Source organism: Pseudomonas sp. NBRC 111132 (genome assembly GCF_001320565.1).
Classification (GTDB): Bacteria; Pseudomonadota; Gammaproteobacteria; order Pseudomonadales; family Pseudomonadaceae; genus Aquipseudomonas; species Aquipseudomonas putida_P.
Genome location: NZ_BCBI01000034.1, coordinates 1 through 11668, shown reverse-complemented (window position 1 = coordinate 11668; position 11668 = coordinate 1). Strand labels below are relative to the sequence as shown.

Sequence of the window (11668 nt, the reverse complement as noted above, 5' to 3'; positions counted from 1 at the left end):
CCAGCACCGCCTAACCGCCGCGCTCCAATGTCCAAACCAGGCATCTGTCATGCTCAAGCCCTTCAAACACCAGCAGGCGCTGTCACGCCTGCGCTTTTCCACCCTTCCCGCTCTCAGCGCAAGCCTGCTGAGCATGCCGGCCCTGGCCGCCCCCGCCGACCTGCAGTTCGAGCCCGGCTTCATTCGCCAAAGCCCAGGCCAACCCGCCGATGCCGGCGCCCTCGCGCTGCGTGCCCTGGCCGAGCAGCGCCCACTCGCCGCCGGCCGCTACAGCCTGGAGCTGTACCTGAACCTCAGCCCCTTGGGCAAACGGGACATCACCCTCGACGACAGCCGCGATGGGCAAACCCTGGCGCCATGCCTGAGTGCCGATCTGCTGGATGAAATCGGTGTGCGCGAACAACACCTGGGCGCCAGGCAACCCGGCGATGAAGGCCACTGTATCGACCTGCCCACGCAACTGGCCGGCGCCAGTGCCGACCTGGATGCGGGCAAGTTGCGCCTGAACCTGTCGATACCACAGTCCTACCTGCGCCGCGATACCAGCGGCGCCATTGCCGAGCACCACTGGAACGAAGGCATAAACGCCGCCTTCGTCAATTACCAGGCCTCGGCCCAGCACAGCAACCGCCGCGGTAACGGCACCCACAACAGCCATGACCTGTACCTGAACAGCGGCGTCAACCTGTACGGCTGGCGTCTGCGCAGCCAGCAGGCGCTGCGCGAAAACCGGCAGGGCGAGCTGCGCTGGACGCGCACCAATACCTATGCCCAACGCGACCTGCCGGCACGCTGGGGTACCCTCACCCTCGGCGAAACCTTTACTCAAGGCGAGGTGTTCCGCAGCTTGCCGTTCAAAGGCGTGAAACTGGCCTCCGACACCGAGATGCTGCCAGACGCCATGCAAAATTACGCCCCCGTGTTGCGCGGCGTGGCGCAAACCTACGCCAAGCTTGAGGTGCTGCAGAACGGTTACCCACTCTATTCCACCTTCGTCGCCCCTGGCCCATACGAAATCGACGACCTGGCCGTGGGCGCCAGCAGCGGTGAGCTGGAAGTGGTTCTGACCGAAGCCGATGGCCAGGTGCGCAACTTCATCCAACCCTACTCCACCCTGGGCAACCTGATGCGCGCAGGCGTGTGGCGCTACGACCTGGCCCTGGGCCGCTACCACGGCGCATACGAGGCCGACACCCCCGCGTTGTGGCAAGGCACGCTGGCCCGCGGCATGGGGTGGGAAAGCACGCTGTACGCTGGCGTGCTCGGGGGTGACTACTACCGCGCCGCCACCCTGGGCCTTGCGCGCGACTTCGGGGCGTTTGGCGCGCTATCGCTGGACGCCACCCAGGCCACCAGCGACCTTGGCCCAGCACTGGGCCAAGTGCAAGGCAACAGTTTTTCGGCCCGCTACGGCAAGGCCTTCGACAGCGGAACCAACCTGCGCTTCGCCGGCTATCGCTATTCCACTGTCGGCTACCGCGACTATGACGAGGTGGTGCAGCAACGCAACGCCTCCGATCACTACCTGGGCAACCGCCGCAGCCGGCTGGAAGCCTCGGTGTACCAGCACTTCGGCAGCGCCGGCAGCCTCAGCCTGACCCTGTCGCAGGACGACTACTGGCACAACAGCCTGCAACGGCGCCAGTACCAGGCGCAATACAACACGCAGCTACCGCACAATATCAGCCTCAACCTGTTCGCCTCGCAGTCGCTCAATTCGTCGCGCCACAACGACCGCATCATCGGCCTGAGCCTAAGCCTGCCCCTGGACTTCAAGCACGCCTCCAGCGCGACCTTCGACATGCAGCACAGCGCTGGCAAGCACAGCGAACGCGCCAGCCTCAGTGGCCACTTCGATGACCGGCGCCTGAACTACCGCGCCACGCTGGCCAACGACACCCAGCAAAGTGGCAGCCTGTCGTTGGCCTACCAGGGCAGCCATGCCAACTACGGCATGGGTTACAGCGAGTCCGCCGATTACCGCAACCTATCGCTGAGCAGCAGCGGTGCCCTGCTGGCGCACGGCGGCGGCATGCTGCTGGCGCCGTTCATGGGTGAAACCAATGCCGTGGTGCATGTGCCGGGCATCGAAGGGGTTGGCGTGGGCCAGGCACAACAGGGCAAGACCAACCCTGCGGGCTATGCACTGGCACCGTACATGCGCCCCTATCGGGCCAACCAGCTGGTACTGCAACTGGACCAGCTCGACCCGGAAATCGAAATCGACAACGGCACCACGCAGGTGGTGCCACGCCGCGGCGCCGTGGTGCTCGCCAAGTTCCCGGCGCGCCGGGTCAACCGCCTGGTACTGACCCTGTTGCAAGCAGACGACCGCCCCCTGCCCTTCGGCGCACAGGTCAGCGATGCCCAGGGCCAGGTATTGGCCGTGGTCGGCCAAGGCGGCCAGGCACTGGTCGCCACCCACCTCGAGCAGCAGCAACTGCTGGCCAGGTGGACGGCGGGCAGCGAGCAGCAATGCCGCTTCGATATCACCCCCGCCACCTTGCCGCTTGAACAAGGCTATCGCCTGCAAACCTTGCGCTGCGAAGCTTCTTCCGACTGGAACCGCCAATGAACGCCACCCATCGCCTCACCCTGCTATCCACCTTGCTGCTGGTCAGCCTGCCCTTCATTCACCTGCCGGCTGCCCACGCTGCGTCAGGCTGCGTCATCAACAATGGCCCAGGCCCTGCCACCTTCACGGCAGATTTCCAGAATGTGTGGGTGCCCAGGGACTTGCCGATCGGCGACCAAATCACTCGACTGCGGGTTCCCGTGACCTCCGACCCGGCAAACAGGGCTGTCTCTTGTCACAACAGCTCCGATCGCCTTCTGGAAGCGCAAGCCGACTACACCGCGCCGTTTGCCTACGATGTGCCAGTGCGACTTGGCAGCGGGCGCTTCGCCAATAGCATCATCAGAACCCGGACCCCGGGGGTTGGTGCCGTCATCGAACTGGGCCACCCGTTCAGCGGCGGGGCACCCAATACGTTCAGCTCAAGCACGGGCGACACCTTCCTGCCTTACCGCGGCACCAACATGGCCAGCATGGCCATCCCGATCCTGATCGGTCCGATCAGCATGACCGTCACACTGGTCAAGATCGGGGCCATGGCGCCCGGGCCAGTCTTGCTGGATGAAGAAGTAGCCCGTGGCAGCACCTCAGATCAGCCTGACGCCTTCCGCCTGCGAATCAGCGGCAACCTGAACCAGGCACAGTGCACATTGAAAAGCGATGCGGTCAGTGCCGACCCGGTCGATCTGGGCAGCCATACCGTGGCGGACTTCCCGGGCAGGGGCAGCACCACGACCAGCATGCCGTTCCATATCACCCTGAGTGACTGCGAGGACGACCCCAACTCAAGTACCGCTACGGCCTATATCTACCTGACAGGCACCGATGGCTCGGCCGCCATCGACCCTAAACTGGGCCTGTTCAGCTTGGGCAACGGTTCGACGGCGACCGGTATTGGCATCCAGATAACCGATGACAGTGGTGTTCCCGTGCCATTGGCAGAGCACGTATCGACCAACCAGAGGCTTCAGCTGCCTGTAACCCGCCTGCCTTATCGTGCGCACTTCTACCAGACGAACGATCGGGTGACCCCTGGCGTGGCAAAGGGCGCGCTCGATTTCACCATCAGTTATCGCTGAGTGCAGCCCTGCCCTGCGCGAACGCGATGTTCGCACAGGCGGGGCGCAAAAATCAGGCACGCAAAAACGCAAAAAGGAACCCGAAGGTTCCTTTTTGCGTTACATGTTTGGAGCGGGAAACGAGACTCGAACTCGCGACCCCGACCTTGGCAAGGTCGTGCTCTACCAACTGAGCTATTCCCGCATTGTGAAACTTTACCGCTACGGCGTGAAGCGCCATCAAGACCTTCACCACCACTGCACCGCATAGACGCCACAGTATTTAAACTGGAGCGGGAAACGAGACTCGAACTCGCGACCCCGACCTTGGCAAGGTCGTGCTCTACCAACTGAGCTATTCCCGCAAATGGCGTCCCCTAGGGGACTCGAACCCCTGTTACCGCCGTGAAAGGGCGGTGTCCTAGGCCACTAGACGAAGGGGACACACAACACTTTTCAGTGCACCAGGTTTGAACCTCACGATTCAGCCTGGGTTTTCTTTTCCTGCCCCGCCGTTAAGCGTTGCCGGAGAAACTGGAGCGGGAAACGAGACTCGAACTCGCGACCCCGACCTTGGCAAGGTCGTGCTCTACCAACTGAGCTATTCCCGCATTGGCGTCCCCTAGGGGACTCGAACCCCTGTTACCGCCGTGAAAGGGCGGTGTCCTAGGCCACTAGACGAAGGGGACACGCTACAAGCATTACTGCTTGCTTTCACTCCCTGCCGCGTTTCGCTGTGTGCTTTACGCTGCAAGTGGCGCGCATTCTATGGATGGTTGGTACAGGCGTCAACCCCTTTGTAGAAATTTATTTAAATCAATGACTTCCGGGTATACCCAGCGCTGTTTCAGGCAGCCCACAGGCGTTTGCCGTTGATTTTCTGGCGTCAAGTCAGCATTAATGTGCCAGCATCCAGTCATGGCGCAGTTTGCCGATAGAAAAAGAGAATGGCTGCCTGGGCCTCTCGCGAGCACGCTCGCTCCTACACTCAATAATGCAAACCTATTCATGAGGCATTAACGGTGACACCACTTCTGATCACCCTGCTCATCGTGGCGGGCATCGCGCTGCTGATCGTGATCGGCTACCTCAACAATGTGGTCGAGAACGGCAAGCTGGAACGCGCCCGGACGAAGATCGAACTGGCCGACCGCCTGCGCCGCTGTGGCGAGATCACCGAGACCTTCCCCGGCCAGTTCATGACCCCGGCCCTCAAGCTGCTGCTGACCCGCCTGGAAATGAACCTCAACCAGCGCCTGCTGGCGGTGGACAAATACAATGCCGAACTCAAGGCGCGCATCGCCGAACTGGAAGGGCTGATTGCACTGGGCGACAAGGTACCGGTGAACAACCCACCGAACCCGATCCACACCGAGGTCAAGGCCAAGGACGTGCGCTTCCTGCTGGAGGCCATGCACAACCAGGTGACCCGTGCGGCCCAGGAAGGCTTCCTGGCCACGCCCGAGGCCAAGCACTGGATCAAGGAAATTCGCCATATCCTGGTGCTGCTGCATATCGAGTTCTTCAACAACCTCGGCCAGCAGGCCCTGCAGAAAGGCCAGCCCGGCCAGGCGCGGCTGGCGTTCGAGCGCGGCGTGCAATACCTGCGCAAGCAACCGGAGCCGAAGGTGTATGAAGAGCAGCTCACGTATCTCGAGAAACTGCTGGCCCGCGCCAACGCCCAGGTGCTCGACCGCATGACCCCGGCCGAGGACGAGCACAACGAATTGACCGACGGGCTCAAGACCGATGAAGAGGAAACCTGGAAGAAGAAGGTGATGTACGACTAAGCCCTGCGCCGTTCCCCTGTAGGAGCGGCCTTGTGTCGCGATGGGCCGCAAAGCGGCCCCGGATCTATGCATTAACGCTGAAGTCGCCGGGGCCGCTTTGCGGCCCATCGCGACACAAGGCCGCTCCTACAGGGATAGCGCCGGCCATTGGACAGTGGTCAGCAGTCAGTCAGCTCAAGGAAGATCGCCGCCAACCGCTCCAACCCCACCTGATCTGCTTCACTGAACCGCCCAACCTTCGGGCTATCCAGGTCCAGCACCCCAATCAACTTGCCTTCCTTGACCAACGGGATCACCAGCTCGCTGTTGGACGCGCTGTCACAGGCAATGTGCCCTGGGAACGCATGCACATCTTCCACCCGCTGGGTTTGCCGCGTAGCCGCCGCTGCCCCGCACACGCCCTTGCCGAATGGAATGCGCACGCACGCCACCTGGCCCTGGAACGGCCCCAGAACCAGTTCTTCGTTTCGGTTCAGGTAGAACCCCGCCCAGTTCAGGTCGTCCACCTGGTTAAACAGAAACGCCGAAAACTGCGCGGCATTGGCGATGAAATCACGCTCGTCGGCAAACAGTGCCTGCACTTGCGCTGCCAGCAGGTTGTAGCCGTCGAGGCCTGCGCCACTGGCATTGATGTCGATCATTTACTTTTGCTCCAGCAATTGCAGCCCAACCCAATAGCGGGCGAACTGATAGGCACAACGGCCATTACGGTTACCGCGCCCGGTGGCCCAGCGCACGGCGAGGATGTCGAGTTGTTCGTCACGCTGCCAGGCCAGGCCCGCAGAGCGTGCCAGCTGGCCGATCCAATGCTCGACAACATTCAGGAAGTGGTCCTGGGTGAACGGGTAGAACGACAGCCACAGGCCAAACCGGTCAGACAGGGCAATCTTGTCTTCCACCGCTTCGCTGGGGTGCAACTCGCCGTCCACACGCTTCCAGTTCTCGTTGTCGCTCTCTTTCTCCGGCACCAGGTGGCGGCGGTTGGACGTGGCATACAGCAGCACGTTGTCTGGTGCCTGCTCCAGCGAGCCGTCGAGCACGCTCTTGAGCACGCGGTAGTCGCCCTCCCCGGCTTCGAACGACAGGTCGTCGCAGAACAAGATGAAGCGTTGCGGCAACTTCTGCAGTTGCTCCACCACCCGTGGCAGGTCGGCCAGGTGGTCGCGTTCGATTTCTATCAAGCGCAGGCCGGCGCTGGCGTGCTCGGCCAGCAAGGCGCGTACCAGCGACGACTTGCCGGTACCGCGCGAGCCCCACAGCAGCGCGTGGTTGGCCGGCAGGCCGTTGATGAACTGGTGGGTGTTACGCCCTAGCTGGTCACGTTGTTTGTCGACGCCGATCAGGTCGGTCAGGCGGATGTCCAGGCTGACTTCCAGCGGTAGCAGGTAGCCGCTGCGGCCATCGCGCTGCCAGCGGGCGGCCAGGGTGGTGCCCCAGTCGATGTTCGGGCGCGGTGCCGGCAACAGGGGTTCGAGGCGCGCCAGTACCGATTCGGCGCGGTCCAGGAAAGCAATCAAGCGAGCGTCCATGACGACTCCTAACAAGACAGGTGAGATTTCCAGCTGAATGTGTGACAGGCCCGCCAGCTGCCGGGGCTATTCGGCTATGCTTGCGCAGCGCAAGGAACGTGAAACCGGCTCGGGACTCATGGATATCAAGTTCACCAATCGCCTGTCATACAAGCAAGCCCGGTTGACAGTCCTGGTCGGCTTCATCCTGGGAACATTGCTCAGTCTCATCCAGATCGGCATCGATTATGCCAGCGAAGACGCGTCCATCAACCGTGAAGTGCGCGCCTTGCTGCAAATCAGCCACAACCCGGCCTCGCGCATTGCCTACAACATCGATTCCGAGCTGGCGTTGGAGCTCACCCGGGGCCTGCTGCAGTCGCCGGCCATCATCCGCGCCCGGCTGATCGACAACAACGAAACGGTGCTGGCCGATGTCGAGCGGCCAAGGCTGCAGGACCGCTACCGGCTCCTCAGCGACTTCCTGTTTGGTGAGCAGCGCCAGTTCAAAGAGCGCCTGTTCCTGACCCATATGCCAGAGGAATACCTTGGCACTCTGTATCTGGACGTCGACACCTACGCCTTCGGCAGCCGCTTTCTCGACCGTGCCGGCATCACCCTGCTCAACGGCTTCGCCCGCAGCCTGGTGCTGACCGGCATCCTGCTGGCGCTGTTCTACATGATGCTGACCAAGCCGCTGGTGACGGTGATCGGTGCGCTCAGCGGCAGCGACCCGCGCAAACCCCGGCAAACGCGCCTGGAATGCCCGCATGGTCATGAGCACGACGAAATCGGCGTGCTGGTGAAGGTCGCCAACCAGCAGTTCGTCAGCATGGCCACCGAAATTGAACAGCGGCGCACGGCAGAAAACCGCCTGACCCAGTACCTGAACGAACTGGAAGACATCGTATCGGCGCGCACCGACGAGCTGAAAGCCAGCAACAGCAGCCTCAGCCTGTCCAACCAGGAGCTGGAGCAAGCCCGCCGCCGCGCGCTGGACATGGCCCAGGCACGCGCCGCCTTCCTGGCCAACATGAGCCACGAAATCCGCACCCCGCTCAACGGCATGCTTGGCATGATCGCCCTGGCGCTGGACAACCCGCTGCCCAGTGAACAACGCCAGCAACTGGCAATTGCCCACGATTCGGGCAAGGTGCTGGTGGAGCTGCTGAACGATATTCTCGACCTGTCCAAGTTCGATGCTGGCCAGCTGGAGCTGGAGCGTATCCCCTTCGACATGGGGTCGATGGTGGAAGACACCGCCAACCTGCTGTCGCAGAACACCGCGCAAAGCGTGGAACTCACGTGCCTTATCGCCAGCGACTTCCCTAGCAGCGTGCTCGGCGACCCCACGCGGGTGCGGCAGATCGTCAGCAACCTACTGTCCAACGCGCTCAAGTTCACCCGCTTCGGTCGCGTCGATGTGCGCCTGGTGACGATCGTCGGCGGTGTGCGCCTGGAGGTACGTGACACGGGCATCGGCATCCCCGAAGAGGCCCAGGCGCGCATCTTCCAGCCCTTCACCCAGGCCGGTGCCGGCATTACCCGCCAGTACGGCGGCACCGGCCTGGGCCTGGCGCTGACGCGCAACCTGTGCAAGGCCATGCAGGGCCACCTGCACATTCGCTCCGAGCCGGGCTTTGGTAGCTGCTTTACCGCCGAATTACCGCTGGCCGTGCACACCGAAGCCATCCCGCCGGTGCCCCTGCATGGCCACGTGGCCGCCCTGAGCGCAGGCGGTAGCGGGCTTGATGAACTGCTGCAGAACTTGCTGCCCGCCTGGGGCCTGACCTACCAGCGCCATGACAGCAGCGCCACGCTGGACGGCGCCGCGATCGACCTGTTGATCAGCGACGATGTGGACCACCTGTTCGAACTGCGCCAGGCACTGAAAACCCCGATACTGCTGGTGACCGCCTACGGCAACTTCCTGCCCAACGAGCAGTCGCTGGCCTTGGCCCCGTTGCATCAGCTGGCCCGGCCACTGGCGCGCAACGCCCTGTACCAGACGTTGCGCCGCACCTTGCAAGGCCATGAGCCCGAACACCCGCTGGCCACCCCGGCCATTACCCTGGAGCAAGGCCGCGCGCGGATTCTGCTGGTAGAGGACAACCCGGTAAACCAGTTGGTAGCCAAGGGCATGCTTGCCAAGCTTGGCTGCCAGGTGCAACTGGCCACCCAGGGCGCCGAGGCGCTGGAACTGTTGCAGCATGACGACTTCGACCTGGTGCTGATGGACTGCAACATGCCGGTGATGGATGGCTACGAGGCCAGCCGGCGCATCCGACAGAGCGGCCGCTGGCCCGAACTGCCAATCGTTGCCCTCACCGCCAACGCCATGCCCGAGGAGCGCGAACGCTGCCGAGCGGCAGGCATGAACGACTACCTGGCCAAGCCGTTTCGCCGCGAAGAGCTACTGGCCCTGATCGACCACTGGGTGCCGCTCAACGGCTGAGCAAGCGCTCGATGTCCGCTTCCAGGGCCTGTGGCTTGGTGGTGGGGGCATAGCGCGTGACCTGACCGCTGGCAGGGTCGATCAGGAACTTGGTGAAGTTCCACTTGATCTTCTGCGAGCCGAGCAAGCCCGGTGCACGCTGCTTGAGTTCGACGTACAGCGGATGCGTGCCGGGGCCGTTGACCTCGATCTTGCGAAACAGCGGAAAGCTCACACCGAAATTGCGCTCGCAAAACTGCGCGATTTCACGCGCATCGCCCGGTTCCTGCTTGCCAAACTGATTGCACGGGAAGCCCAGCACCACCAGGCCGCGCTCGCGGTAGGTTTGCCACAGCTGCTCCAGGCCCTTGTACTGCGGGGTAAAGCCGCACTGGCTGGCGGTATTGACCACCAGCAGCACCTTGCCTGGGTAGTCTGCGAGCGTCTTGTGCTCACCGCCGAGGGTCACGCAGGGGATGTCCAGCATCGATGCAGCCATGGTCGGGCTCCGGTCAGTCGCGTGGGCGCAGGTCGATGCACACCGAGTTGATGCAGTAGCGCAGGCCGGTCGGTGCCGGGCCATCGGGGAACACGTGCCCCAGGTGCGCGTCGCAACGGGCGCAGGTGACTTCGGTGCGGATCATGCCGTGGGAAGTGTCGCGGATCTCGATCATCGCGCTGTCTTCGATCGGCGCGTAGAAGCTCGGCCAACCGCACCCAGAGTCGAACTTGGTTTGCGCGTCGAACAGTGGCAGGTTGCAGCAGATGCAGTGGTAGATGCCGTCGCGGCGTTCGCTGTTGTACTTGCCGCTGAATGGCCGCTCGGTGCCCTTGAGGCGGCATACCTGGTATTGCTCAGGGTCGAGCATCGACCGCCATTCATCCAGGGTTTTTTCGATCTTTTTCATGTAGGGACCTCGGCAGGCTGAATTTCACCCCGCGCGTCTTTTCCGGGGCGCGGGTGGCACGTATATTAGTTGGCTTCGTGTGCCAGGCGTTCAGTCTGGCACCCGCTTCCTGCCGTTTCAAACCTTTCGGCATGGGTTGCGCGTTTTCTCATATCGGGATCCCATCATGCAGTTCAGCAAATCGAACAAGCTCGCCAATGTCTGCTACGACATTCGCGGCCCAGTGCTCAAGCACGCCAAACGTCTGGAAGAGGAAGGCCACCGCATCCTCAAGCTGAACATCGGCAACCCGGCGCCGTTTGGCTTCGAGGCGCCCGATGAAATCCTCCAGGATGTGATCCGCAACCTGCCCACCGCCCAGGGCTACAGTGACTCCAAGGGCCTGTTCAGCGCGCGCAAGGCGGTGATGCAGTACTGCCAGCAAAAGGAAATCGAAGGCGTCACCATCGAGGACATCTACCTCGGCAACGGTGTGTCCGAGCTGATCGTCATGTCGATGCAGGCGCTGCTGAACAACGGCGACGAAGTGCTGATCCCGGCCCCCGACTACCCGCTGTGGACCGCCGCCGTGAGCCTGGCGGGCGGCAAGCCGGTGCATTACCTGTGCGACGAGCAGGCCGACTGGTTCCCCGACCTTGAAGACATCAAGGCCAAGATCACCCCGAACACCAAGGCCCTGGTGATCATCAACCCGAACAACCCGACCGGCGCCGTCTACTCCAAAGAGCTGTTGCTGGGCATGCTGGAGCTGGCCCGCCAGCACAACCTGGTGGTGTTCTCCGACGAGATCTACGACAAGATCCTGTACGACGAAGCGGTGCACATCAGCACCGCCTCGCTGGCACCCGACCTGCTGTGCCTGACTTTCAACGGCCTGTCCAAGTCGTACCGAGTGGCGGGTTTCCGTTCTGGCTGGCTGATCATCTCCGGGCCCAAGCACCACGCCCAGAGCTACATCGAAGGCATCGACATGCTGGCCAACATGCGCCTGTGCGCCAACGTGCCGGCCCAGCATGCCATCCAGACCGCGTTGGGTGGCTACCAGAGCATCAACGACCTGGTATTGCCGCCAGGCCGCTTGCTGGAACAGCGCAACCGCACCTACGAGCTGCTCAACGATATCCCGGGGGTGAGCTGTGTGAAGCCGATGGGTGCGCTGTATGCATTCCCGCGCATCGACCCGAAGGTGTGCCCGATCCTCAACGACGAGAAGTTCGCCCTTGACCTGCTGCTGTCGGAAAAACTGCTGATCGTGCAAGGTACGGCGTTCAACTGGCCGTGGCCGGACCACTTCCGCGTGGTCACCTTGCCTCGGGTGGACGACCTGGAAGCGGCGATTGGCCGGATTGGCAATTTCCTGAAGGGGTATTCGCAGTAAGGTCCGACGGGATTTTT

General features: G+C 62.6%; 9 protein-coding genes and 5 tRNA genes. 5 read left to right on the top strand and 9 right to left on the bottom strand.

Annotated elements, in window-relative coordinates:
- The first annotated feature begins 49 nt into the window (after positions 1–49).
- Positions 50–2575: a fimbria/pilus outer membrane usher protein gene (locus tag APH35_RS16930; protein ID WP_060515130.1), complete on the top strand. Its 2526-nt coding sequence runs from the start codon at positions 50–52 to the stop codon at positions 2573–2575.
- Positions 2572–3654 carry a fimbrial protein gene (locus APH35_RS16925; RefSeq protein WP_012271130.1) on the top strand — a complete coding sequence of 361 codons (1083 nt, stop codon included), beginning with the start codon at positions 2572–2574 and terminating at the stop codon, positions 3652–3654. Before APH35_RS16930 ends, APH35_RS16925 begins: the two co-directional genes overlap by 4 nt.
- 108 nt (positions 3655–3762) lie before the next feature.
- Here the strand turns inward: APH35_RS16925 and APH35_RS16920 are convergent.
- The 5 genes from APH35_RS16920 to APH35_RS16900 all read right to left on the bottom strand — a co-directional run bounded on the left by APH35_RS16920 (position 3763) and on the right by APH35_RS16900 (position 4322).
- Positions 3763–3838 (bottom strand) — tRNA-Gly (locus tag APH35_RS16920).
- Between the two features lie 84 nt (positions 3839–3922).
- A tRNA-Gly gene (locus APH35_RS16915) sits at positions 3923–3998 on the bottom strand.
- 3 nt (positions 3999–4001) lie between these two features.
- Positions 4002–4077: transfer RNA gene (locus APH35_RS16910), tRNA-Glu, on the bottom strand.
- A 91-nt stretch (positions 4078–4168) separates the two neighbouring features.
- Positions 4169–4244, bottom strand: a tRNA-Gly gene (locus APH35_RS16905).
- Between the two features lie 2 nt (positions 4245–4246).
- A tRNA-Glu gene (locus APH35_RS16900) sits at positions 4247–4322 on the bottom strand.
- Between the two features lie 333 nt (positions 4323–4655).
- On the opposite strand from APH35_RS16900, the gene APH35_RS16895 reads away from it, so the two are divergent.
- Complete coding sequence (locus APH35_RS16895) at positions 4656–5423, top strand: hypothetical protein (protein ID WP_060515129.1); 768 nt, start codon at positions 4656–4658, stop codon at positions 5421–5423.
- A gap of 158 nt (positions 5424–5581) precedes the next feature.
- Here the strand turns inward: APH35_RS16895 and APH35_RS16890 are convergent, their stop codons facing one another.
- Both APH35_RS16890 and APH35_RS16885 read right to left on the bottom strand, forming a co-directional pair.
- Positions 5582–6064 (bottom strand): GAF domain-containing protein, encoded by a 483-nt coding sequence (locus APH35_RS16890; RefSeq protein WP_060494485.1) that lies wholly within the window; start codon positions 6062–6064, stop codon positions 5582–5584.
- Entirely contained in the window at positions 6065–6952 is an 888-nt protein-coding gene (locus APH35_RS16885) for an ATP-binding protein (protein WP_012271127.1), read from the bottom strand.
- A gap of 76 nt (positions 6953–7028) precedes the next feature.
- Between APH35_RS16885 and APH35_RS16880 the strand changes: the two genes are divergently transcribed.
- Positions 7029–9386: a hybrid sensor histidine kinase/response regulator gene (locus tag APH35_RS16880; RefSeq protein ID WP_012271126.1), complete on the top strand. Its 2358-nt coding sequence runs from the start codon at positions 7029–7031 to the stop codon at positions 9384–9386.
- On the opposite strand, the gene APH35_RS16875 is transcribed toward APH35_RS16880, so the two are convergent.
- Positions 9376–9864 (bottom strand): glutathione peroxidase, encoded by a 489-nt coding sequence (locus APH35_RS16875; RefSeq protein WP_012271125.1) that lies wholly within the window; start codon positions 9862–9864, stop codon positions 9376–9378. The genes APH35_RS16880 and APH35_RS16875 overlap by 11 nt on opposite strands.
- Before the next feature lie 13 nt (positions 9865–9877).
- Positions 9878–10273 carry a peptide-methionine (R)-S-oxide reductase MsrB gene (gene msrB, locus APH35_RS16870; RefSeq protein ID WP_012271124.1) on the bottom strand — a complete coding sequence of 132 codons (396 nt, stop codon included), beginning with the start codon at positions 10271–10273 and terminating at the stop codon, positions 9878–9880.
- A 166-nt stretch (positions 10274–10439) separates the two neighbouring features.
- On the opposite strand from msrB, the gene APH35_RS16865 reads away from it, so the two are divergent.
- Positions 10440–11651, top strand: coding sequence for a pyridoxal phosphate-dependent aminotransferase (locus APH35_RS16865; protein ID WP_012271123.1), 1212 nt, complete (start codon positions 10440–10442; stop codon positions 11649–11651).
- The last annotated feature ends 17 nt before the right edge of the window (positions 11652–11668 follow it).